We start from the raw sequence: 23,338 nt of genomic DNA on the forward strand, positions 1-23,338 counted from the left end.
GCCGGTGGGCGGGCAAGGGCCAGTCGTGTCGTCGGTGCGTACGCTAAGGGCAAGCGCTCCATGTCGGGTTTTCAACGTATCGCCCGCTCGCTCCAGCCCAAGTCCTGCAACGACGTTCATTGATGCCTCGATCAAGCGGTTGCATCAGCAAACAAAAGCCACGTGCGGTGCGCCGTTTTCCTGGCCATCGATCAACTGCCTGGAGCAGCGAGGACGCCGCACGCTCGACCAATCACGCCGTTGCCGCAGGCCTTGAGAACCTCCGACCACCGCAACGTCTGGAATTCCAGGGTGCCTTCAGCGATTCACAGCGACCAACCGATCGCTTGCCCAACCGGCTGACCGCATCGGCACGACGCAACGCCAATGCCCCGCCGCTGCAACCGATTGCACGCCATGGCACACCAATTGCAGCTCTCCTGCAGGATGGCCCGGCCAGCGGCCCGTGACAGCGTCTGCGCTAGGCTGCAATCTGTTGGGGTTGCGTTCGGTCGGTGCGGCGTAGTCTGCCGCGCGGTCCTCATGGGGGGAGGGCGAAGACCGTACGCGGCGTTCGTTCCTTTAACGGTCGATTCTTTAGGATGAGCTGCGAGGTGAGATTGCAGCCAGGAGAACTTGTGCATCGGAGTGGTTTCAGAGCGTCTTGGTCGTACACCGTCGGGCTCGCCCGCTCGGCCGCGTGCCAGGCAACATCGCACTGCATGGCGGGGATGGACCTCCCGTGTCAGCCCGCCCTGTCGTCCTCGCGCGACGGGCAGCCCTGATGGACGGCACCGTGACTCCTTCCCCGACAACGACTGCAATGCCCTCCATTTCCGCCCTCGATGCCGGCACGCCCACGCTGCCGCCGGAAGCACCGTTGGCGATGCCCGAACAGAACCTGCGCGAAGGTAGCCTGCAGGTGCGCCACCAGCGCACGTCGCCGCCCGGCATCGGCGTGCGCCGCTTCTATTTGATCGGCGGCACCTTCGCCACCACCGCCATCGCCGTGTGGGTGATGCTCAGCGTGCTGTGGCCCGACGGCATCAGCGTGCTGGAAGGCTGCCTGCTCGGCCTGTTCGTGTTGCTGTTCGCCTGGATCGCCATGTCCTTCGCCAGCGCCGTGGCTGGCTTCGTCACCGTGGTGGCGCGCGCCGGCCGCAAGCTCGGCATCGACCCGGAGCAGCCCCTGCCTACGCTGCGCTCGCGCACCGCGTTGCTGATGCCCACCTACAACGAAGACCCGCGCCGCCTGCTGGCCGGCCTGCAGGCCATCTACGAATCGGTGGCCGAGACCGGCCAGCTGGAGCATTTCGATTTCTTCGTGCTCAGCGACACCACCCGCGAGCACATCGGCCGCGCCGAAGAGCTGGTCTACAACGCGTTGTGCGATCGCGTCGGCGGGCACGGCCGCATTTTCTACCGCCGCCGTGCCGACAACGCCGCGCGCAAGGCCGGCAACGTGGCCGACTGGGTGCGTCGCTTCGGCGGCAGCTACCCGCAGATGCTGATCCTGGACGCCGACAGCGTGATGACCGGCGACACCATCGTGCGGCTGGTCGCCGGCATGGAAAACAACCCGGACGTGGGCCTGATCCAGACCCTGCCGGCAGTGGTCAACGGGCAGACCCTGTTCGCCCGCATGCAACAGTTCGGCGGGCGCGTGTACGGGCCGATCATCGCCTTCGGCGTGGCCTGGTGGCACGGCGCAGAAAGCAACTACTGGGGCCACAACGCCATCATCCGCACCCAGGCCTTTGCCGATCACGCCGGCCTGCCCTCGCTGCGCGGGCGCAAACCGTTCGGCGGGCATGTGCTCAGCCACGACTTCGTGGAAGCGGCGCTGATGCGGCGCGGCGGTTGGGCCATGCACATGGTGCCGTACCTGCAGGGCAGCTACGAAGAAGGCCCGCCCACGCTGACCGACCTGCTGATCCGCGACCGCCGCTGGTGCCAGGGCAACCTGCAGCACGCCAAGGTGGTGAGCGCCAAGGGCCTGCACTGGATCAGCCGCATGCACATGCTGATCGGCATTGGGCATTACTTCACCGCACCGATGTGGGGCCTGTTGATGCTGATCGGCATCGGCATTCCGCTGGCCGGCGGCGGTATCGACCTGGCCGGCGACCTGCCGTTCTCGCCCGCCCGTTACTGGCACGGCAGCAGCCAGGGCAATGCGATCTGGATCTTCATCTGCACCATGTTCGTGCTGCTGGCGCCCAAGCTGCTCGGCTACATCGCGCTGCTGCTCAACCCACGCGAATTGCGCGCCTGCGGCGGTGCTTTCCGCGCGGCAGTAAGCATCCTGCTGGAGACCGTGCTGGCCGCCCTGATGGCGCCGGTGGTGATGTACCTGCAGTCGCGCGGTGTGTTCGAGGTGCTGGCGGGCAAGGATTCGGGCTGGGATGCGCAGGTGCGCGACGACGGCAAGCTGTCGTGGCCGGCGCTGTTTCGCAGCTATGGCGGCCTGACCGTGTTCGGCCTGTTCATGGGTGCGGTGGCCTACGCGGTCTCGCCGGCGCTGGCCGCCTGGATGGGGCCGGTGATCGTCGGCATGGCGTTGTCGATCCCGGTGGTGGCGCTGACCTCGCTGCGTCGCACCGGCATGGCGCTACGCCGCGCCGGCATCTTCTGCATTCCCGAAGAGCTCGACCCGCCCAAGGTGCTGGTGCGTGCCTCCGAATTGCGGCGCGCCGCCGCGCTGGAACCGTCGCTGATCTGAGGGTGCATCGGCGCTGGCCTGGTGGCCGGCGCTGTGGCGGCATCGCATGCGGCAGGCCGGTGGCGATCGGCGGGCCTCGAGCCTCTGGCGCCAGCTGATCTGGCCCATCCCTCGCGCAAGGCATAATGCCCAGCCCGCAAGCGGAGCTGGATGATGCTGGAAGTGATCGAACGCGAGACCGGACCGAACCCGCAATGGAGCGTGCTGTGGCTGCATGGCCTGGGCGCCGATGGCAGCGATTTCGCCCCGATGGTGCCCGAGCTGGTACGCCCGCAGTGGCCTGCGCTGCGCTTCGTATTCCCGCATGCGCCGATCCGCCCGATCACCATCAATAACGGCATGCGCATGCGCGGCTGGTACGACATCGTCGGCATGGATTTCGCCCAGCGCGCCGACAAGGCCGGCATCGCCGAATCGGTAGCCCAGGTCGAAGCCTTGATCGCCCATGAGCAGGGTCGCGGCATCGCGCCGGAGCGCATCCTGCTGGCCGGCTTCTCGCAAGGTGGCGCGGTGACCCTGGCCGTTGGCCTGCAGCGCAGCGTGCCGCTGGCCGGGCTGATCGCCATGTCCACCTATCTACCGGATCCGGCCGCGGCCGCCAGCCAGTTGCAGCCGGCTGCCCTGCGCCAACCGCTGTTCATGGCCCATGGCACGGCCGACCCGGTGGTGCCGTTCGCGGCCGGCCAGGCCAGCATGCAGACCTTGCGCACGCTGGGCTTCGCACTGGATTGGCACACCTACCCGATGGGCCACCAGGTCTGCCTGGAAGAGATCGAGGCCTTGCGCGACTGGCTGCAGGCACGCTTCACCGCTGCCTGAGCCCATGGCCCAGCGCGCACCGCAGATCGCCTGGATGCCGGACCTGTGCCGGCTGCCGCGTTTGGGCGCGATGCTGGGCCTGGCCGAGCTGGTGGTGCTGGTGGTGACCTTGGTCCCCGATGCCGGCGCCGCGCGCAGCATCACGTTGTCGCGGTTCCTCTCCGCCAGCGGCCTGGCGCTGTGGCTGGCGTTGGCGGTCACCGTGCTGCTGTGCGTGTTGCGCCCCACCTTGTCGCGATTGCCGCCACGGCTGGGCGGTCTGAGCGCCTTGCTGATCGCTGCCGTGGTGGCGATGCTCGGTGCTGGCATCGTGCATGGCCTGTATGCGGCGCTCGGGCAGGTACCGCTGGGCACGCGGGTCGGCTTCTGGCGGTTCACGCTCGGCAGTGCGGCCACGGTGGTGCTGATCACTGCGCTGGCGCTGCGCTACTTCTATGTCAGCGACCGCTGGGAAGCGCAGGTGCAGGCCAATGCGCGCGCCGAGGCCGATGCCCTGCAGGCGCGCATCCGCCCGCATTTCCTGTTCAACAGCATGAACCTCATCGCCAGCCTGCTGCGGCGCGATCCGGTGGTGGCCGAGCAGGCAGTGCTGGACCTGTCGGATCTGTTCCGCGCCGCCCTGGGCGCCGGCGAGGGCGTGTCCACCTTGCGTGCCGAATGCGAACTGGCCGAACGCTATCTGGCGATCGAATCGCTGCGCCTGGGCGAGCGCCTGCAAGTGCGCTGGCACCGCCAGGAACCGTTGCCGTGGGAATTGCCGATGCCGCGGCTGGTGCTGCAGCCGCTGGTCGAAAATGCGGTACTGCATGGCGTTTCGCGCATGCCCGAAGGCGGTACGCTGTACCTGTCGCTGCGTCAGCGCGGCAACCAGCTGCAGATCCGCATCGTCAACCCCGCGCCGCAGCCCGGCACCCAATTGCCGCTGCTGGCAGGCGCCGGGCATGCCCAGGCCAGCATCTCGCACCGGTTGGCGTTCCAGTTCGGCGCCGGGGCACGGATGGCGGCCAGCTGGGCTGAAGGCTACTATGCCTGCGAGATCACATTGCCGCTGCCGTGAGGGGAAAGTCACTGCAGCGAGGGGGAGTCCATGACGGCCACGCAAGTGCGGGTGCTGATCGCCGATGACGAGCCACTGGCGCGCGAGCGCCTGCGCATGCTGCTGGGCGAGCATCCGCAGGTCGAGGTGATCGGCGAGGCCGAAAACGGCCAGCAAGTGCTGCAGCAGTGCGAACACCTGCGCCCGGATCTGGTGCTGCTGGATATCGCCATGCCCGGCGTCGACGGCCTGGAAACTGCGCGGCTGCTGCGGCAACGCCAGCCGCCCCCGGCGGTGGTGTTCTGCACCGCCTACGACCAGCATGCCTTGTCGGCCTTCGACGCGGCCGCGCTGGATTACCTGATGAAACCGGTGCGACCGGAACGCCTGGCATCTGCACTGGAAAAAGTCGCCACCTTCCTGGCCGGCCGCGTGCCCGGCACCGCGCCCAGGCCGCTGCGCACCCATCTGTGCGCGCGCCTGCGCGGAAGCCTGCGGCTGATCGCCATCGGCGACATTCGCTACCTGCAGGCCGAAGAGAAGTACGTCATCGTCCATCACACGCGCGGCGAGGACTTGATCGAAGAGTCGCTGAAATCGCTCGAAGACGAATTCGCCGACCGCCTGGTGCGCATCCATCGCAATTGCCTGGTGGCCCGCGATGAACTGGTGGAACTGCGCCGCAGCGGCGATGGCCAGGTCCATGCGGTGCTGCGCAACGTGCCGCAGACCCTGGAAGTGAGTCGTCGCTGCGTGGCCAACCTGCGCGATCAATTACGTCAACTGTGAGTTCGGTGCCGGCTCCGCGATAATGCCGGCATGACCACGCTCCGTATCGCCACCCGCAAAAGCCCGCTTGCCCTCTGGCAGAGCGAACACGTCGCCGCCGCGCTGCGTCAGCACCATCCCGGCCTGGAGGTGGTGCTGGTGCCGATGAGCACCCGCGGCGACGAAGTGCTGGACCGTTCGCTCGCGGCGATCGGCGGCAAGGGCCTGTTCCTGAAGGAGCTGGAGTTGGCGATGTTGCGCGGCGAAGCCGATTGCGCCGTGCATTCGCTCAAGGACGTGCCGATGGAACTGGATGCCCCGTTCGTGCTGCCGGCCATCCTGGAGCGTGGCGACCCGGCCGATGCGCTGGTGTCCAATCTCTATGCCAGCCTGCAGGCGCTGCCGCTGGGCGCGCGCGTGGGCACCTCCTCGTTGCGTCGCCAGGCGCAGTTGCGTGCCGCGCGCCCGGACCTGGAATTGATCGACCTGCGCGGCAACGTCAACACGCGGCTGGCCAAGCTCGACAACGGCGGCTACGACGCCATCGTGCTGGCCTGCGCCGGCCTGCAGCGGCTGGGGTTGGAAGCGCGCATCAGCGCGCGGCTGGACGCGCCGGAATGGTTGCCGGCGCCTGCGCAAGGCGCGGTGGCGGTGGAATGCCGTGGCGATGACGCACGCATCCACCGCCTGCTGTCGGTGCTGGATGCCGGCCGCACGCGTGCCTGCGTGGAAGCCGAGCGGGCCATGAATCGCGCCCTGCACGGCAGCTGCCATGTGCCGGTGGCCGCCTTCGCGCGCTGGGAAGGGCAGGGTTTGTTCCTGCAGGGCATGGTCGGCAGCGCCAGCGACGGCCGCCTGATCCACGCCGAGGCGCACGGCAGCGCCGAAGCGACCGAAGACCTCGGCCGCCGCGTTGCGCAAGGCCTGTTCGACAAGGGCGCCGCGCAGCTGCTGGCCGAGCTGTAATCCGGGTCTGGAAACAGGCACCTGCCTCGTAGGAGCGGACCTGGCCGCAAGAGGCGTTATCGGGAAAGCCCTTCGCGGCCAGGTCCGCTCCTACAAGCTGCGGTTGCGGATTCGAGCCTCTGACCGATCGACCGCCGGCCCGGGTAGATCTATCCGGCGGGCGCCGCTCCTACAGGGCGCGGTTGGGTTGTCGAACGTATGGCCCGATTGACCGCCACGTCGCGGGCCTGCCCTGCAAAGATTACGCTGTTCGTAGGAGCGGACCTGGCCGCGAGCGGCTTTATCGGGAAAGCCCCTCGCGGCCGGCGCCGCCCGTGCAAGTGCGCGGTACGTCGTCAGTCACCGGCGCAGTGCGTTGGTGCGGCAACGCCGCTGGCACGGCTTACTTGAACGTGTAGACCAGATTGACCGTGGTCAGCGTGTCGGTCTTCTTGTCGCCGTCGCTGACGTCGCTGTTGTGACGCATCTGCCACGCCGCCTTCAACGCAAAGTGCGAGTTCATGCTGACCTGCACGCCGAAATCGTTTTGCGCATAGGTGTTGTACTCGCCCGATTCCACCAACAGCGTGTTGATCAGATCGGTATTGTCGGTGACGGTATACTTCAGGTCGAACAGGCCGCGGCCGATCAGGCCGGTTTCGTTACGGTCTTCGTCGCTGTTGTGCGCGCGGCGCACACCCGGGCCCACCTGCGCATCCAGATAGAAGCGGTCGGCGTCGATCAGGCGCGTGCCATAGCCGATACCGAAGGTGGCCAGGCGGTCGTAGGTGGCGAAGTCGTCGTGTTCGTAGCGGCCGGTGGCAGTGAGCTGACGGTGTTCGCCCAGCTGCAGGGCGCTGCCGACGCTGCCGGTGTAACGCTCGGCGGTGGTCTGGCGCTCGCGCGTGGTGCTGCCGTCGTCGTTGGTGTTGGTGTACTCCGAGCTCGAGCGCAACGCGGTGGCATCCAGGCTATGGATCCAGTCGCCGTCGGTGTAGCGCAGGCGTACGCGGCCGTTGAGGCTGTCGGTGGTGCTGTTGCCATGCGCCGCTGCGTAGCCGAGCTCGCCGCTGCTGCCGCTCCACGGCGACGGCAGCACCACGGCGGCCGGGTCTGTCGGCGCCGGTGCGACTGCCTGGGCCCAGACGGAGGGCGTGATCAACATCAGCGGCAACAGGGCAGACAACGGGACACGGCGGGACATGGGCAGCTCGCTTTGCAAGGCGGGAGAGGGGGTGGAAGCGATTTCATGATAACGGACTGTGCGGTGACGTAATCGCCAAGTGAATATCCGCTTCATTGCCGGTTGGGACGCCGCAAGCGGCCTGGGCCGGTTCCGCTCCTGCGATGGCGCCACCGCGACGCCGATCCGAGGACGGTCGGCGATGTGGCCCAAGCGATTGGAGTGATCGGTGACCTGCGAGGTCGCGTTGTAGCGAAATAAAGGGTGGCTCTGCGCTGTGCCTGGCGTAAGCCGCAGCCACCTGCCTGGGCGCGCGTGCGCATGGCAGACGGCCTGGCGATGTCATCGGGGCTTGCGGCCCGCTGCGGGGCAGGAGCCCGAGCGACCCGACTGCGCCGCGTGCAGGTGCTGCCGGCAGTGCCTTCCAACCAAGGGCCTGGTGAACACTCGCGCCGCGCCGGCACGCTGTGAAGTTGCGACCGACCCAACAGACGCTGGGTCGCACATCCCCAGACGCTTGCCGCTGTCGGTCTACCGTCGCAGCGCGATGCTCACCCCACCGCGCAAAGACTCGGACATAATCGGCCCATGGACCGCTACGAACGCATCAACTCCCTGCATCGCTTGCTCAAATCGGCACGCTACCCTGTCACGGTGGCGCGGCTGCAGGATGAGCTGAGCTGTTCCCGTGCCACTGTCTATCGCGATCTGGCGTTTCTGCGCGACGCGCTGATGGCACCGGTGGAAGGCGACGGCGAATCGGGCTTTCGCTATCTTTCCGGCGAAAGCGACCGCTTCGAATTGCCCGGCCTGTGGCTGAGTTCGGAAGAACTGCACGCGCTGCTGGCCTCGCAACAGCTGCTCGCGCGCACTGGCGGCGGAGTGTTGTCTTCGATGCTGGCACCGCTGCAGCAGCGCATCGAAGGACTGCTGGCTGCGCAGGCCGGCGTCTCGCAATGGCCGGTGGATCGGGTGCGGGTCATTCCACACCGCGGCCGCAAGCTGGACGAAGCCAGCTTCCGCACCGTGGCCTCCGGCGTGCTGGAGCGCAAGCAGCTGAGCTTCGACTACCGTGCGCGTTCCACCGACGAATCGACCAAGCGGACGGTGTCGCCGCAACGCATTACCCATTACCGCGACAACTGGTATCTGGACGCGTGGGATCACGGGCGCGACGGCGTGCGCAGCTTTGCGGTGGACCGCATCAACCACGCGCGTCTGCTCGATGCGGCGCCGCGCGATGTGCCCGACAGCGAACTGGACGAGCAGCTTGCCGCCAGCTACGGCATTTTTTCCGGGGCGCCCAAGGGGTGGGCGACCATCGTGTTCAGTTCCAAGGCCGCGCGCTGGGTCGCCGACGAACATTGGCATTCCAAGCAGCAGGGCCGCTTTCTGCCCGATGGCCGCTACGAGCTCAAGTTGCCCTACAGCAACTCGCGCGAACTGCTGATGGACGTGCTGCACTACGGCTCGGACGCAGAGATTGTCGAGCCCATGTCGCTGCGCGAGCAGGCCAAGGCGTTGTTGTCGCTGGCGCTGAGCAATTACGACTGAGCCTGGCAGACAGATGACGCAGTGAGCAGGGCCGCGGTCGCGGCAGGCACGTGCACGCGTCTGGAAGACGCATCGGGCCTGGTCGGCGCAGATGCGGTCGGCCAGGCCCAAGGCCTGAATCAAGCCAAGTTGCGAAGCGGGTTCGTCCTTATCACGCGTCAGGCCCCATCCTGCACCGCGAGCATCTGCTGCGGCTCCAAGCCCAAGGAGTGGGAGTCAACCAGATCCTCACCCTGATGCCACTGCTTCTCTAGTCCAGGCCTGTCCCCACCGATCCACCTCGTAAACCTCGAATGTGTCGCCGACCATCGAGAAAAGTCGATCTCGTTCCAGCTGCGGCAGGTGGCAGACAGTGGAATGGTGGAGATGCAGGACTTGGACACGCGTGCCGACTCGAACGACTAGGCCTCTGCTGCCAGCGGTCGCCTGTTCCGGCATGGGGCCCCTGACACCTGCGTTAGCCGCGAAGCGGCGTCGGCCTGGACGCATTGTCAGGCCGCGCGACAGACACGATCACAGGCGCTAGAGCTGCCATAGGCCGTGATCGTTTCCACCGAGCAGGTAGATGGCACATCGACCCCGGCCGGGAAGTTCCATCGGTGGGACTGCGACCGTGCCGCCTGCCTCCACGATGGCCGAAACCGCCGACTCGATGTCTTCGACGCGCCAGTATGGGCGAACAACAGGCCGTTCCGACTCGCGCAAAGGTGCGCGAACACCGACGATGCCGCCGCCCGCCAGGTTTGCGGTGCGGGCGTTGCCCAGTTCGGGCACCGGCTCGCCGAATTGCGCGCCCTGCACCGCATAGGCGGCGCAGACCGCCTCCAGGTCGTGTGTCACGATCTCCAAGTACTGGACCTTCATGCCATACCTCCCGGGGGATGACGTTCGATCGCGCTAACGCTTGTTCGGCACTTCGAAGCCCAGGCGGTCCACCTGCTCGCGCAGCTGCGGCACCCGCTTGAGTTTGTCGGTATAGATGGAATAGTCGTCGCGCATCTTGTTGACCAGCATGCGGTACTGGTCGCGGCTCATGTCCGGCTTGCGCGAGAAGATCCAGGCCAGGTCGCGGCCGGGGTAGGAGATCAGCATCCATGAGCCGTCGGGGGCGATTTCCAGAATGCGCTGCTTGGCCGGGATGACCTTGTAGAACCACACCCGCCAGTCGCGGTTGCCGCTGTCGGCATCCACCGAGGCGCGCGCATTGACTTCCTTTTCCGGCTCGCCGAACCCGTCGCGGTACAGATAGCGCACCGCCACCTTGCCGTCTTCGACCAGGGTGTATTCGTCGCGGCTGGTGACGTGGCCACGCTCGACCGCGTTGGGCATGCGCGCAATCACGTACCAGGTGCCCATGATCTTGGACAAATCGATTGCCGGCTCCGTGGCGGGCGTGTCCTTGGCATGCGCCACGGGCAGGCCGAGGACGAGCAGAAAAGCGAGGGCGATCGTAACGGTCAGGCGCATCGCAACATCACAAAGAGGCAATCGGAGCAGCACACTACCGCATGCAGGGGGCAAGTTCGCGTCAACGGTCGGGCCTGGCATCGGCGGCCGGGGAATCTGCGGCAGACGCCGGGCGGCCGGGGCCGGCTTGCGGGTCTGGATCAGGCGCTGGCGCCGCGGCCGGCTGGCTCCGCCACGTTGCCTCGGCCCTGTGCCGCGTGCGGGTTGCCGGGCGCCGACGTCGCAGGGGGCAGCAGCACGCGTGGAGGCCCGTGACGCGCTTGGGCAGGCGCCCGAACCGCGCCCCGCAGATGCCCGCGTCAAGGTCGCAGCCTGTGAGATGGGCTGCGGCAATCCTGCGCGCCTGTTGTGATCCTTCCTGCCACGGAGTGCCGCCATGTCGCATCGCCCTGCTTCCCGTTCCGAACGTCCCGACCCGCGTGTGCTGCGCCCGGTGCGGCAGCTCGCCCTGGCCGGGCTGGCCCTGGTGCTGGTCTGGCCGGCCGCGCGCGGCAGCAGCGAGTGGATCGGCTGGTTGCCGCTGTGGCTGGTCGGCATGCCGATGCTGGCATGGTGGAGCCTGCACCGGTTTGCCCTGCCGTCTTTGGCAGCGCGTGGCGCGCGCCGTGTTGCGCCCCGGCGGCGTGGCCCGCAGGCCCAGCGCCGGCGCAGTGCTTCGCGTACGGCGACACAGGCGCGCGCAGCCTGACCTTCGGCAGGGTTGGCCGGTGGGGCGCTGTGCTACGTTCCGGGCATTCGTGTTTCCGGAAACATTCATGTCCAAGTTCGCCTCGATCTGCCTGGTTGCCGGCCTGATCACCGCTGGCGCTGTCTCTGCAGAGGAACCCCCCGTGTCCAACGATCCCTACGCCTGGCTGGAAGATGTCACCGGCGCCAAGCCGCTGGACTGGGTCAAGGCCCAAAATGCCAAGACCGAGGCGCGCCTGGCCAGCACGCCGGCGTTCAAGCAGATGGAAACCAGCATCCGCGAGGTGCTGGATTCGGACGCCAAGATTCCCGGCGTGCAGAAGATCGGCGCGTTCTACTACAACTTCTGGAAGGACAAGCAGCACGAGCGCGGCCTGTGGCGGCGCACCACGCTGGACGAGTACCGCAAGGCTTCGCCCAAGTGGGAAACGGTGCTGGACCTGGATGCGCTCAACAAGGCCGAAGGCGAAAACTGGGTGTGGCACGGTGCCGACTGCCTGCGCCCGGACTACCAGCGCTGCCTGATCGCATTGTCGCGCGGCGGTGCCGATGCCGATGTCACGCGCGAGTTCGATCTGGTCAGCAAGCAATGGGTCAAGGACGGCTTTTTCCGCCCCGAGTCCAAGGGCGGGCTGGGCTGGATCGACCGGGACACCGTCTACGTGTTCACCGATTTCGGCGCCGGCAGCATGACCAGCTCCGGCTACCCGCGTATTGCCAAGCAATGGAAGCGCGGCACGCCACTGACTGCCGCGAGCGTGGTGTACGAAGGCAAGCCGACCGATATGTACATCGCGGCCATGCATGACGACACCCCCGGCTTCGAGCGCGATTTCGTCAGCCGCACGCTGGCCTTCTACAACGACGAGCTGTATCTCAAGGGCGCCGACGGCACGCTGGTCAAGGTGGACGTGCCCAATTCGGCCAGCAAGTCGGTCAAGCGCCAGTGGCTGACGCTGGAGCTGCGCGAACCGTGGACGGTAGGCGGCAAGACCTACAAGCCCGGCACCTTGCTGGCCACGCGTTTTGACGATTTCATGGCCGGCAAGCGCAACTTCGATGTGTTGTTCGAGCCCACCGACACCACCTCGCTGGCCGGCATGGCGTGGACCAAGTCGCATCTGGTGTTGAACGTGCTCGACGACGTCAAGAACCGTCTGAGCGTGATCACGCCTTCGCGCGATGGCTGGAAAAAGAGCGCATTCGTCGGTGCGCCGAGCTTCGGCACGGTGGATGTCGGTGCGGTGGACAGCGACGACAGTGACGCGCTGTGGCTCACCGTCACCGATTACCTGACCCCCACCACCTTGTCGTGGGTGGAGGTGGGCGCTGCGCCGCAGCCGCTCAAGACCATGCCGGCGTTCTTCGATGCCGGCAAGGACACCATCGAGCAGCACTTCGCCACCAGCAAGGACGGCACCCGCGTGCCGTATTTCCTGGTACGCCCGAAGGCCTTGAAGCTCGATGGCAGCGCGCCGACCCTGCTGTACGGCTACGGCGGTTTCGAGATTTCGATGACGCCCAATTACTCCGGTGGCCTGGGACGCGCGTGGCTTGAGAAGGGCGGCGTCTACGTGGTGGCCAATATCCGCGGCGGTGGCGAATACGGCCCGCGCTGGCACCAGGCCGCGCTCAAGCAGAACCGCCACAAGGCGTATGAAGACATGGCCGCGGTGGCCAAGGATCTGGTGGCGCGCAAGATCACCTCGACCAAGCATCTGGGCGTGCAGGGCGGCAGCAATGGCGGCCTGATGACCGGCAACATGCTCACCCAGTATCCGGAACTGTTCGGCGCGGTGGTCGTGCAGGTGCCGCTGCTGGACATGAAGCGCTACAGCCACCTGCTGGCCGGCGCCTCGTGGATGGCCGAGTACGGCGACCCGGACACCGACGACTGGACCTTCATCCAGACCTTCTCGCCGTACCACCTGTTCGACCCGAAGAAGACCTACCCACCGGTGATCTTCCTGACCTCCACGCGCGACGACCGCGTGCATCCCGGCCACGCGCGCAAGATGGCCGCCAAGATGATCGAGGCCGGCAAGGACGTGACCTACTACGAGAACATCGAAGGCGGCCATGGTGGTGCGGCCAATAACGCGCAGGCCGCGCATATGGCCGCGCTGGCCTACAGCTTCCTGTGGGAGCGCTTGGCCGACTGAGTCATCAGTAACGGGTGCACTGCGTTGATCGATACCGGCCCGCTGGCATTGCACAGCGGGCCGGAGCGTTTGCGATGAGTGGCATTGGCAGTGTCTGGAGCGGCGCAATGCAACTGGATGATCTCGGTCCACGGATCTGCATTCTCGGGCCTTCCAATAGCGGCAAATCCACGATGGCGCAGGCGATCGCGTAGGCGCGTGATTGCGTGCCGGTGCATCTGGATCAGTTGCATCACCTGCCCAATACCGCCTGGACACCTCGGCCCAGGCAGGACTTCATGGCACTCCACTGCACCGCAATCGCCAAGGAGCGGTGGGTGATGGACGGCAACTATCTCGGCTGTCTTGCGCAGCGTCTGGCGCGTGCCACCGGCGTTATCGTGTTGGATGTTCCAACCATCGTCAGCGTGCTGCGCTATCTGAGGCGAAGCTGGTGCGAGTCTTACCGTTACGGTGCGCTGGAAGGCGGCAAGAATCAGGTCACCTGGGCAATGCTGCGCCATATTGCGATCGTTGAACGTCGTAAACAAACAGAACTGTCGAGGTTGATCGAGGCTGTGGCCTTGCCGACAATCGCATTGCGCACGACAAGCGCTATCGACCGGTTCTATCGCGTCGAACGATTGCAGCGCCCCGACTGGCGCACTTAGACGACTTTGCGCGCGGTCTTTCAGGCAAACGATGCGGTGCTCCGGTCAGGACCCTGCCAGGGGTAAGTTGCGCAGACGCGATGACGACCTACAGCCGCGTCAACCCACGCGCAATCCGTTCCACCGCCTGTTCCAACCGCGGCAGGCTTTGGGTGTAGGCAATGCGTACATGCTGGTTGGCGCGGTAGTGGCCGAAATCGATCCCTGGCGTAAACGCAACATGCTCGCTTTCCAGAAAATGCGCGCAAAACGCCTGCGCATCTTCAGAAAACCGGCTGATGTCGGCGTAGAGGTAGAACGCGCCTTGCGGTTCGACGGCAATGTCGAATCCCAGCGCCCGCAAGGCTGGTAGCAGGTAATCGCGACGCTGCTGGAATTCGACGCGGCGCGCTTCGAAGATGGCGATGTTCTCGGGCGTAAAGCAGGCCAGTGCGGCGTGCTGGGCAATCGTCGAGGCGCTGATGTACAGATTCTGCGCGAGCTTTTCCAGTTCCGGCACCGCGTCGGGCGGTGCGATCAGCCAGCCCAGCCGCCAGCCGGTCATGCCGAAGTACTTGGAAAAACTGTTCAAGACGAAGGCGCTGTCGTCCACCTCCAGCACGCTGTGGGCGTCCAGGCCGTAGGTCAGGCCGTGATAGATCTCGTCCACCACCAGATGGCCACCGCGCGCATGCAACGTCTGCGAAAGCGCAGCCAGTTGCGTGCGCGACAGCACGCTGCCGGTGGGGTTTGCCGGCGAGGCCACCAGGGCGCCCACGCTGTCGGCATTCCAGGCGCGCTCCACCAGCGCAGGAGTCAATTGATAATCGCTGTCCGGGCCGACCGGAACCAATTGCGCGGCGCCTTCGACCAGACGCAGAAAGTGGCGGTTGCAGGGGTAGCCCGGGTCGGCAAGCAGCCAGTGCTTGCCTGGGTCTACCAACAGGCTGCTGGCCAGCAGCAACGCGCCCGAACCGCCGGGCGTGACCAGGATGCGCTCAGGGTCGACGCGGCAGCCATAACGCTGCGCATAGAAGCCGGCAATCGCCTCGCGCAGCGCCGGCAGCCCGCGTGCGGCGGTGTAGCGGGTGTGGCCGGCTGCCAACGCCGCCTGGCCGGCAGCGACGATCGGCGCGGCAGTGGTGAAATCGGGCTCGCCGATTTCCAGGTGGATCACGTCGTGGCCGGCCTGTTCGAGCGCGTTGGCGCGTGCCAGCAGCGACATGACATGAAACGGGGCGATGTCCTGGCTGCGGCGGCTATAGCCGCCTGCGTACGGAAGTGAGCAATCCATTGGTTCGATGATAGACCAGCATGACCTAGGACACATGACGCTCGGCGACGGGCTCTTCCACACTCGGGCGCTGGGATGGCATTGCGTTCATCCAACGGACCCCAATCTGATGAAGCCCGTCCTCACTCTTCTGATCGCCAGCCTGATGACCACATCCCCTGCCTTCGCCGCCCTTCCGTCGCCGCCAGAGGTCGCCAAACGCCCGCATGTGGTCAAGGCGCCGTTCGGTGCGACCCGCAACGACGACTATTACTGGTTGCGCGACGACAAGCGCGAAGACAAGGCGATGCTGGCGTATCTCAACGCCGAGAATGCCTACACCGACAAGGTGATGGCGCCGCTGAAACCATTGGAAGAAGCGCTGTATGCCGAGATCGTCGGGCGCATCAAGCAGGACGATGCCAGCGTGCCGTACCGCGAGCGCGGCTATTGGTATTACACGCGGTTCGAAACCGGCAAGGATTATCCGATCCAGGCGCGCCGCAAGGGCAGCATGGAGGCGCCGGAAGAAATCCTGCTCGATGTCAACAAGATGGCGCAGGGCAAGGGCTACTTCAGCGTGGGCGATGCTACGGTGAGCCAGGACAATCGCATCCTCGCCTGGGCCGACGATGCCGTTGGCCGCCGGCAATACACCATCCGCTTCAAGAACCTGGAGACTGGCGAACTCTATCCGGACACCGTGGAAGGCGTCTCGGCCAATGTGGTATGGGCCGACGACAACAAGACGCTGTTCTATGTCGAAAACGATCCGGAAACGCTGCTCACCGTGCGCGTGAAAAAGCATGTGCTCGGCACGCCGTCCAAGGACGATGTGCTGGTGTACGAAGAGAAGGACGACAGCTTCTACATGGGCATCGGCCGCACCCGCGACGACAAGTACATCACCATCGAGGTCGAAAGCACGGTCTCTTCGGAAACCCGCTATGCGCTGGCCGCCAAGCCGGACAGCTTCAAGGTGCTGGCTAAACGCGAGCGCGACGTGGAGTACCACGCAGATCATTTCGATGGCCGCTGGGTGATTCGCACCAATGCCGACGGCGCCAAGAACTTCAAGCTGGTCACTGCGCCCACCGATGCGAGCACACGCACGCAGTGGACCGATTGGGTAGCGCACGAGGACAATGTCTACATCGAAAACTTCGCGTTGTTCGACGGCTTCACCGCCATCGAAGAGCGTTCCGGCGGACTGGAGCGTGTGCGCTTGCTCAAGCGCGAGGGCAGCCATGAGTACGTCAAGGCCGATGAACCGGCCTATTCGATGGGGCTTTCGGTCAACTCCGAGCCAGACACCCCCTGGCTGCGTTACAGCTACACCTCGCTGACCACGCCGGCGACTACCTACGAGCTCAATACGCAGACCGGCGAGCGCAGGTTGCTCAAGCAGCAACCGGTGCTCGGCTACGACGCCAGCAAGTACGTGACCGAGCGCGTGTGGGTGACGGCGCGCGATGGGGTCAAGGTGCCGGTGTCGCTGGTGTACAAAAAAGGCTTCAAGAAGGACAGCAGCGCAGCGCTGTTTCAGTACGCGTATGGCAGTTACGGCATGTCGATGGACCCGGCATTCAATTTGCCGGCGATCAGCTTGCTGGATCGCGGCGTGGTATACGCCATCGCGCACATCCGCGGCGGCCAGGAAATGGGTCGGCAGTGGTACGACGACGGCAAGCTGCTGCACAAGAAGAACACCTTCAACGACTTCATCGATGTGACCCGTGGCCTGGTCGCGCAGGGCTACGCTGCCAAGGACCGGGTTGCCGCATCCGGCGGCAGCGCGGGCGGCCTGCTGATGGGCGCGGTGGCCAATATGGCGCCGGAGGACTATCGGGTGATGGTCGCGCAGGTGCCGTTTGTCGATGTGGTCACCACCATGCTCGACGCCAGCATTCCGCTGACCACCAACGAATACGACGAGTGGGGCAACCCGGAAACCAAGGATTACTACGACTACATGCTGTCGTATTCGCCTTACGACAATGTGCGCAAGCAGGCGTACCCGGCGCTGTTCGTGGGCACCGGCCTGTGGGATTCGCAGGTGCAGTACTGGGAGCCGGCCAAGTGGGTGGCCAAGCTGCGCGACGACAACACCGGCACCCAGCCGATCGTGTTCCGCATCAATATGGAAGCCGGGCATGGCGGCAAATCCGGTCGCTTCCGCCGCTACCGCGAGCTGGCCGAATCGTATGCGTTCGTGCTGGACCAGTTGGGCGTGAAGTAGCTAGAAGACCGGGATTGGGGAGTCGGGATGCGGGATTGGTTGGAGCGGACGGCGTGGGCCGGCATCGCTGCAGGGCCGACTCACCAAACCGCAGCGCTGGCCGTATCATTTGCGCATGACGCGACCGACTCGATTCCGCTGGGCCTGGTGGTTGCTGGCCTACGCCAGCCTGGCCACCGGCATCGTCGGGATCTTCGTCCCGGGGCTGCCGACGACGGTCTTTATTCTGATCTCTGCCTGGGCGGCCTCGCATGGCTCCGAGCGCCTGCACAACTGGCTGCTGTCGCATCCGCGCTTCGGCCCGGCGATCGTGGAATGGCAGACCTATCGTGCAGTCAGCCGCAAGGCCAAGTGGATGGCGACGCTGACCATGACGGTCTGCGCCGCGATCATGCTGTGGTGCGTGCCGGTGTTCTGGGTCAAGTGCCTGTCGATCGGCAGCATGGCCGTGGTGGCGATCTGGCTGTGGTTGCGCCCCGAGCCACCGCCGCGCCCGCTGCCGGGCGCGCACTGAACGCAGCGCGCCAGCGAGCGCACGGCCATAACGGTGTTCTGGCTATACTTCGGCCCATGAGCATCATGTCCCGACCGTCTGTTCGCCTCGCACTGGTTGGTGCGACCTTTGTCCTGCTTGCCGCCTGCGGCAACAAGGGCCCGCTGGTGATGCCGCAAAAGCCGGTGCCGGTGGAAGCCCAGCCGGTGCCGCAGCCGCAGCCGGCGGATGCGTCGCAACCGCTGGACCAATCCACGCCTGCGCCGGTGGATGGCGACACCAAGCCCGCTTCCACCACCGACCAGCCCGCTAGCAGCGGCAATGAGCGCTGACGGTCGCAGCGGGCGTCTGCGTTTCACCAAAATGCATGGCGCCGGCAACGACTTCGTGGTGCTGGACCTGCGCGACGGTACGCCGCCACCGGATGCCGCACTGGCATCGCAGCTGGCCGACCGCCACTTCGGGGTGGGCTGCGATCAAATCCTGACCATCGAAGCGCCGCGCAGCGAAGGTGCCGTGGCAGCCTACGGCATCTGGAATTCGGACGGCTCGGCCGCGCGCCAATGCGGCAATGGCGCGCGTTGTGTCGCCGCCTGGCTGGTGCGCGACGGCACTGCCCAGGGCGAGCGCTTCATCATCGACAGCCCAGTGACCGCGCACGCGGTCGAGCGCCTCGACGGCGACCGCTCCGCGGTGGCGATGGGTATCCCGCAATTCGAGCCCACCCAGATTCCGCTGGCCGGCTTTGCGCATGCGCGCGACGAATATGCGCTGCCGGTGCACGGCGAGACCGTGCGCTTTGGCGCGGTGTCGATGGGCAACCCGCACGCGGTGGTCGAAGTCGGTCGCGTCGATGCAGCGCCGGTGGAACGGGTGGGCGCGCTGCTGCAGCAGAACGCGGCGTTTCCCGATTCGGTCAATGTGGGCTTCGTGCAGGTGGTCGACCCTGCGCATGTGCGCCTGCGCGTGTTCGAGCGCGGGGTGGGCGAAACGCTGGCTTGTGGGAGTGGCGCCTGTGCGGCCGCGGTGGTGTTGATGCAGCGCGGCCGTGTCGAGCGCGATGTGCAGGTGTCCTTGCCCGGTGGCGATTTACGCATTCGTTGGCCCGGCGAGCAGGAGCAGGTGGTGATGTCCGGCCCGGCTGTGTTCGTCTTCGATGGAGAGTGGAACCGATGAGCGAGAACACGGACAAATTCGGCGCGCACGACGTGGCCACGTGGCTGCGACGTCACCCGACCTTCCTCAAGCAGTTCCCGGATCTGGCGGTGAGCTTGCTGGTGCCGCGCGACGACGGCCCCACTGCTTCGTTGGCCACCTACCAGCTGGAAGTGCTACGCGACAAGAACCGCGAACTGTCGCGCCGCCTGCACGAACTCGGCAGCAATGCGCAGGAAAACGAGCGGCTGGCGGTGCGCACGCATCAACTCACGCTTGCGTTGATGCGCCAGACCAGCGCGGCCGACACGCTCAAGGCGATGGCGGCCTCGCTGGCCGAAGATTTCAACGGCGAACTGGTGCGGCTGGTGTTGCTCACGCCTGTCGATGCGCTGGACGCGGACTGGCTGCAGATCATTGCAATCGACGATGCACGCCTGGCCCCGTTCCGCGATTGCCTTCACGATGGCGAGCCCATTTGTGGCCGCCTGCAAGCGGAAAAGCACGCGCTGCTTTACGGCGCACAGGCAGGGCAGGTGCAATCCACCGCGTTGCTGCCGCTGCCGGGCATCGGCCTGATCGCGGTGGGCAGCAGCGATGCCAACCGGTTCTATCCCGGCATGGGCACGCTGTTCCTGCGCATGATGGGCGAATCGCTGAGCGTGGCACTGCAACGCTTCGACGCGTGAGGCCCATGGCTGCGCGTACCGACGTTGGCGACATGGGGCCGCTGGTGGCGGCGCTGCTTCCGCGGCGGGGAGGGTGAAGTGCTGGCAGTTGGTTGTCTGTGCTGTCTGCAACCGCAGGGCGCGCAGTCCGCATGCTGGCTGCACACTTGTCTGCGCAAGCAGATGACGGCAATCACGCCGCGTCATCGGGAACGCTGACATGTCATCGATCGACGAGTTCCTGACGCACCTGCAGGTCGAGCGGCAAGTATCGGCGCACACACTGGATGCGTATCGGCGCGATCTTGCTGCCCTGGTTGCCTGGGCAGCTGAGCAGACGACCGCAGATGGCGCGCAGGACGCTGCAGTGCCTGGCGATCCTGCACAGTTCGATAGTGCGCATTTGCGGCAATTCGTTGCGGCAGAGCATCGACGCGGGCTGTCGGCAAAGAGCCTGCAGCGCCGTCTGTCGGCATGCCGCAGTTATTACGCCTGGTTGCTCAAGCATGGCCGCATTTCGGCCAGCCCGGCGGCGGCGCTGCGTGCGCCCAAAGCCCCGCGCAAGTTGCCGCAAGTGCTGGATGCCGACGAAGCCGTGCGTCTGGTGGAAGTGCCAACCGATGCGCCACTAGGCCTGCGCGATCGCGCGCTGCTGGAAGTGTTCTATTCGTCCGGGCTGCGCCTGAGCGAGTTATGCGCATTACGCTGGCGCGACCTGGACCTGGACAGCGGCCTGGTGATGGTGCTCGGCAAAGGCAGCAAGCAGCGCCTGGTGCCGGTGGGTTCGCACGCAATCGCCGCCTTGCGCGAATGGCGGCGCGACAGTGGTGCAAGTGCCGACAGCCACGTCTTCCCTGGCCGCGCCGGCGGTGCGATTTCGCAACGTGCAGTGCAGATCCGCATCAAGCAACTGGCCGTGCGCCAGGGCATGTTCAAGGACGTGCATCCGCATATGCTGCGCCATAGTTTTGCCAGCCATATCCTGGAATCGTCCGGCGATCTGCGCGGCGTGCAGGAATTGCTGGGCCATTCGGATATCGCCACCACCCAGATCTACACGCATCTGGATTTCCAGCACTTGGCCAAGGTCTACGATGCTGCGCATCCGCGTGCCAGGCGCAAGAAGGCTGCAGAGTGAGTGCTAGGCAATCAAGCCGGCACGCAGGAAGCAGGAAGCATCGCGGTGCGGTGCATCAGGTAGCGCCACAGACGCAGCAAGCTACTGCACGCATCCAGTGCATCGGCCACTTCCGACCGCGCTGATCGTCCCTCTCCCGCCGGGAGAGGGGTTGGGGTGAGGGTACGTGCGCAAGCGCGGCTTGCGCGTTGCGCATGGTTTGCGGACGGTGACGTTAGGGCTGATGCGATCCCCGTAATGCGTTGCGGCAGGTGGACCTGCATGGTCGCGCGCAACCGTGTGGCTGTCTCGCAAGTGAGCGCCGCCGCACCTGCCTGCGGCGGCTGGTCGCAGCGTGCTTGAACCCGGCAGGGGCGTCCCCACCTCCTTGGAAACCCCCGGAGGATCCATGGACCCTAGCCAGAACCCCAACATCGTTCACGCCACCACCATCATCTCGGTTCGACGGGGTGGGCATGTCGCCGTCGCGGGCGATGGCCAGGTCACTCTTGGCCATACGGTCATGAAGGGCAATGCGCGCAAGGTGCGTCGGCTCGGGCGCGAGAGTCAGGTGCTGGCCGGTTTCGCCGGTGCGGCGGCCGATGCGTTCACCTTGTTCGAATTGTTCGAAGCCAAGCTCGACAAGCACGGCCAGCTGACGCGCGCGGCAGTGGAACTGGCCAAGGATTGGCGCACCGAGCGCCGCCTGGGCAAGCTTGAAGCGCTGCTCGCGGTCGCCGACAAGGAAACCTCGCTGATCATCAGCGGTACCGGCGATGTGATCGAACCGGAAGACGGCATCATCGCGATCGGCTCTGGCGGCTCGTACGCCTTGTCGGCCGCGCGCGCACTGCTGGCGCACACCGAGCTGGATGCCAAGACCATCGCCACCGAAGCGATCAATATCGCTGGCGATATCTGCATCTATACCAATCGCAACGTGGTGGTCGAAGAGCTGTGAATCGGGAGTGGGGAATCGGGAATCGCAACAGCGGTTTGGTCCCCATGTCGTCGGCCCAGGCTCTTGATCTTGCCCTTGCAATTCCCCTTTCTCAATTCTCGATTCCCCAATGCCAAATCCCGAGACTTCAACCATGACTCCGCGCGAAATCGTGCAGGAGCTCGACCGTCATATCGTTGGCCAGCACGACGCCAAGCGCGCGGTTGCCATCGCGCTGCGTAACCGCTGGCGCCGCATGCAGTTGCCGGAAGAGCTGCGCAACGAAGTGATGCCCAAGAACATCCTGATGATCGGCCCCACCGGCGTGGGCAAGACCGAGATCGCGCGGCGCCTGGCGACGCTGGCCAATGCGCCGTTCGTCAAGGTCGAAGCCACACGCTTCACCGAAGTGGGCTATGTGGGCAAGGATGTGGAGCAGATCATCCGCGACCTGGCCGATACCTCGGTCAAGCTGTATCGCGAGCAGGCCAAGGTGCGCGTGCGCAACCAGGCCGAAGAGCGTGCCGAAGATCGCATCCTGGATGCATTGCTGCCGCGCCGCGCGGCCGGGATTGGGTTCGATCCGGAAGCGGCGCGCAACGAACCCTCGTCGCAGGATAACGAAACCCGCATCAAGTTCCGTCGCATGTTGCGCAACGGCGAGCTGGACGAGCGCGAGATCGAGCTGGAAGTGGCCGTCAATGCCAGCATGGACATCATGACCCCGCCGGGCATGGAGGAAATGGGGCAGCAGCTGCGGCAGATGTTCGCCAACATCGGTGGCGGCAAGTCGCAAAAGCGCAAGCTCACCATCAAGGCAGCGCGCCCGCTGTTGATCGAAGAGGAAGCCGGCAAGCTGGTCAACGAAGACGATGTGCGCACCGCAGCCATCGAAGCCTGTGAGCAGCATGGCATCGTGTTCATCGATGAAATCGACAAGGTGGCCAAGCGCGGCGAAGCCGGCTCTAGCGGCGGCGATGTCAGTCGCGAAGGCGTGCAGCGCGATCTGTTGCCGCTGGTGGAAGGCTCCAACGTGTCCACCAAGTACGGCACGGTCAAGACCGACCATATCCTGTTCATTGCATCAGGCGCGTTTCACCTGGCCAAGCCCAGCGATCTGATTCCGGAACTGCAGGGCCGTTTCCCGATCCGGGTGGAATTGACCGCGCTGACCAAGGCCGATTTCGTGCGCATCCTCACCGAGCCCAAGGCGGCGTTGATCAAACAGTACGAAGCCCTGCTGCAGACCGAGGGCGTGCACCTGAGCTTTGGCGCCGATGCGGTGGAGCGCCTGGCCGAGATCGCCGCGCAGGTCAACGAGCGGCAGGAAAACATCGGCGCGCGCCGGCTGCACACGGTGCTGGAGCGGCTGCTCGATGTGCTGAGCTACGAGGCGCCGGATCGCGACGGCCAGAGCGTCACCGTGGATGCGGCCTATGTGGATGCCCAGCTGGGCGAGCTGGTGCAGGACCCGGACCTGAGCCGCTACATCCTCTGAGCGC

The 23,338-nt window shown here is 65.7% G+C and carries 20 protein-coding genes and 2 pseudogenes; 17 read left to right on the forward strand and 5 right to left on the reverse strand.

Going from position 1 to position 23,338, the window contains the following annotated elements; genetic code table 11:
• Positions 1 to 802: 802 nt before the first annotated feature.
• From mdoH to hemC, 5 genes are all read left to right on the forward strand, one after another.
• Positions 803 to 2,701, forward strand: coding sequence for a glucans biosynthesis glucosyltransferase MdoH (mdoH, locus tag ACCQ03_RS03570; RefSeq protein WP_237377079.1), 1,899 nt, complete (start codon positions 803 to 805; stop codon positions 2,699 to 2,701).
• Positions 2,702 to 2,851: 150 nt separating this feature from the next.
• Positions 2,852 to 3,520, forward strand: a complete 669-nt coding sequence (locus tag ACCQ03_RS03575; protein ID WP_017159119.1) for an alpha/beta hydrolase — start codon at positions 2,852 to 2,854, stop codon at positions 3,518 to 3,520.
• Between the two features lie 4 nt (positions 3,521 to 3,524).
• The gene (locus ACCQ03_RS03580; protein ID WP_057678789.1) at positions 3,525 to 4,577 is read left to right on the forward strand and encodes a sensor histidine kinase; all 1,053 of its coding nucleotides are present in this window, start codon (positions 3,525 to 3,527) and stop codon (positions 4,575 to 4,577) included.
• Positions 4,578 to 4,607: 30 nt separating this feature from the next.
• A complete protein-coding gene (locus ACCQ03_RS03585) occupies positions 4,608 to 5,345 on the forward strand; it encodes a LytR/AlgR family response regulator transcription factor (protein WP_017155438.1) in 738 nt (245 codons plus the stop codon).
• Between the two features lie 30 nt (positions 5,346 to 5,375).
• Positions 5,376 to 6,290 carry a hydroxymethylbilane synthase gene (gene hemC / locus ACCQ03_RS03590; protein ID WP_017155437.1) on the forward strand — a complete coding sequence of 305 codons (915 nt, stop codon included), beginning with the start codon at positions 5,376 to 5,378 and terminating at the stop codon, positions 6,288 to 6,290.
• Between the two features lie 382 nt (positions 6,291 to 6,672).
• Here hemC and ACCQ03_RS03595 read toward each other — a convergent pair whose 3' ends face one another.
• Positions 6,673 to 7,473 (reverse strand): DUF481 domain-containing protein, encoded by an 801-nt coding sequence (locus ACCQ03_RS03595; protein WP_057678790.1) that lies wholly within the window; start codon positions 7,471 to 7,473, stop codon positions 6,673 to 6,675.
• 567 nt (positions 7,474 to 8,040) lie between these two features.
• On the opposite strand from ACCQ03_RS03595, the gene ACCQ03_RS03600 reads away from it, so the two are divergent.
• The gene (locus ACCQ03_RS03600; RefSeq protein ID WP_005916857.1) at positions 8,041 to 9,006 is read left to right on the forward strand and encodes a helix-turn-helix transcriptional regulator; all 966 of its coding nucleotides are present in this window, start codon (positions 8,041 to 8,043) and stop codon (positions 9,004 to 9,006) included.
• A 158-nt stretch (positions 9,007 to 9,164) separates the two neighbouring features.
• On the opposite strand, the pseudogene ACCQ03_RS03605 reads toward ACCQ03_RS03600, so the two are convergent.
• The 3 genes and pseudogenes from ACCQ03_RS03605 to ACCQ03_RS03615 all read right to left on the reverse strand — a co-directional run bounded on the left by ACCQ03_RS03605 (position 9,165) and on the right by ACCQ03_RS03615 (position 10,473).
• Positions 9,165 to 9,444: pseudogene (locus tag ACCQ03_RS03605) on the reverse strand (hypothetical protein).
• Positions 9,445 to 9,528: 84 nt separating this feature from the next.
• Positions 9,529 to 9,870 (reverse strand): VOC family protein, encoded by a 342-nt coding sequence (locus tag ACCQ03_RS03610; RefSeq protein ID WP_057661440.1) that lies wholly within the window; start codon positions 9,868 to 9,870, stop codon positions 9,529 to 9,531.
• Positions 9,871 to 9,903: 33 nt separating this feature from the next.
• Entirely contained in the window at positions 9,904 to 10,473 is a 570-nt protein-coding gene (locus tag ACCQ03_RS03615; RefSeq protein WP_017155433.1) for a lipocalin family protein, read from the reverse strand.
• 376 nt (positions 10,474 to 10,849) lie between these two features.
• On the opposite strand from ACCQ03_RS03615, the gene ACCQ03_RS03620 reads away from it, so the two are divergent.
• The 3 genes and pseudogenes from ACCQ03_RS03620 to ACCQ03_RS03630 form a co-directional block, all read left to right on the forward strand.
• Complete coding sequence (locus tag ACCQ03_RS03620; protein ID WP_057678792.1) at positions 10,850 to 11,161, forward strand: hypothetical protein; 312 nt, start codon at positions 10,850 to 10,852, stop codon at positions 11,159 to 11,161.
• Positions 11,162 to 11,228: 67 nt separating this feature from the next.
• Positions 11,229 to 13,322, forward strand: coding sequence for a prolyl oligopeptidase family serine peptidase (locus tag ACCQ03_RS03625; protein WP_057678793.1), 2,094 nt, complete (start codon positions 11,229 to 11,231; stop codon positions 13,320 to 13,322).
• Between the two features lie 206 nt (positions 13,323 to 13,528).
• Positions 13,529 to 13,771, forward strand: a pseudogene (locus ACCQ03_RS03630) (P-loop NTPase family protein); the annotation flags it as partial.
• Between the two features lie 289 nt (positions 13,772 to 14,060).
• Here ACCQ03_RS03630 and ACCQ03_RS03635 read toward each other — a convergent pair.
• A complete protein-coding gene (locus ACCQ03_RS03635; protein ID WP_209225769.1) occupies positions 14,061 to 15,245 on the reverse strand; it encodes a pyridoxal phosphate-dependent aminotransferase in 1,185 nt (394 codons plus the stop codon).
• 109 nt (positions 15,246 to 15,354) lie between these two features.
• Between ACCQ03_RS03635 and ACCQ03_RS03640 the strand changes: the two genes are divergently transcribed.
• The 8 genes from ACCQ03_RS03640 (at position 15,355) to hslU (ending at position 23,334) form a co-directional block, all read left to right on the forward strand.
• On the forward strand, positions 15,355 to 17,463 hold the full coding sequence (locus tag ACCQ03_RS03640) for a S9 family peptidase (protein WP_209225767.1): 2,109 nt from the start codon (positions 15,355 to 15,357) through the stop codon (positions 17,461 to 17,463).
• A 115-nt stretch (positions 17,464 to 17,578) separates the two neighbouring features.
• Positions 17,579 to 17,977: a YbaN family protein gene (locus ACCQ03_RS03645; RefSeq protein WP_003482768.1), complete on the forward strand. Its 399-nt coding sequence runs from the start codon at positions 17,579 to 17,581 to the stop codon at positions 17,975 to 17,977.
• A 56-nt stretch (positions 17,978 to 18,033) separates the two neighbouring features.
• Positions 18,034 to 18,288 (forward strand): LPS translocon maturation chaperone LptM, encoded by a 255-nt coding sequence (gene lptM / locus ACCQ03_RS03650; RefSeq protein WP_017155427.1) that lies wholly within the window; start codon positions 18,034 to 18,036, stop codon positions 18,286 to 18,288.
• Positions 18,278 to 19,132 (forward strand): diaminopimelate epimerase, encoded by an 855-nt coding sequence (gene dapF / locus ACCQ03_RS03655; protein WP_057677621.1) that lies wholly within the window; start codon positions 18,278 to 18,280, stop codon positions 19,130 to 19,132. The genes lptM and dapF overlap by 11 nt, the downstream gene beginning before the upstream one ends.
• Positions 19,129 to 19,800, forward strand: a complete 672-nt coding sequence (locus tag ACCQ03_RS03660; protein ID WP_017155425.1) for a DUF484 family protein — start codon at positions 19,129 to 19,131, stop codon at positions 19,798 to 19,800. Before dapF ends, ACCQ03_RS03660 begins: the two co-directional genes overlap by 4 nt.
• 199 nt (positions 19,801 to 19,999) lie before the next feature.
• Positions 20,000 to 20,917: a tyrosine recombinase XerC gene (xerC, locus tag ACCQ03_RS03665; protein WP_057677620.1), complete on the forward strand. Its 918-nt coding sequence runs from the start codon at positions 20,000 to 20,002 to the stop codon at positions 20,915 to 20,917.
• A gap of 388 nt (positions 20,918 to 21,305) precedes the next feature.
• Complete coding sequence (gene hslV / locus ACCQ03_RS03670; protein WP_057677619.1) at positions 21,306 to 21,857, forward strand: ATP-dependent protease subunit HslV; 552 nt, start codon at positions 21,306 to 21,308, stop codon at positions 21,855 to 21,857.
• A 109-nt stretch (positions 21,858 to 21,966) separates the two neighbouring features.
• Complete coding sequence (gene hslU, locus ACCQ03_RS03675; protein ID WP_039568072.1) at positions 21,967 to 23,334, forward strand: ATP-dependent protease ATPase subunit HslU; 1,368 nt, start codon at positions 21,967 to 21,969, stop codon at positions 23,332 to 23,334.
• Positions 23,335 to 23,338 lie beyond the last annotated feature (4 nt).

The organism is Xanthomonas sp. NCPPB 3569, assembly GCF_041475645.2.
GTDB lineage: Bacteria > Pseudomonadota > Gammaproteobacteria > Xanthomonadales > Xanthomonadaceae > Xanthomonas > Xanthomonas phaseoli.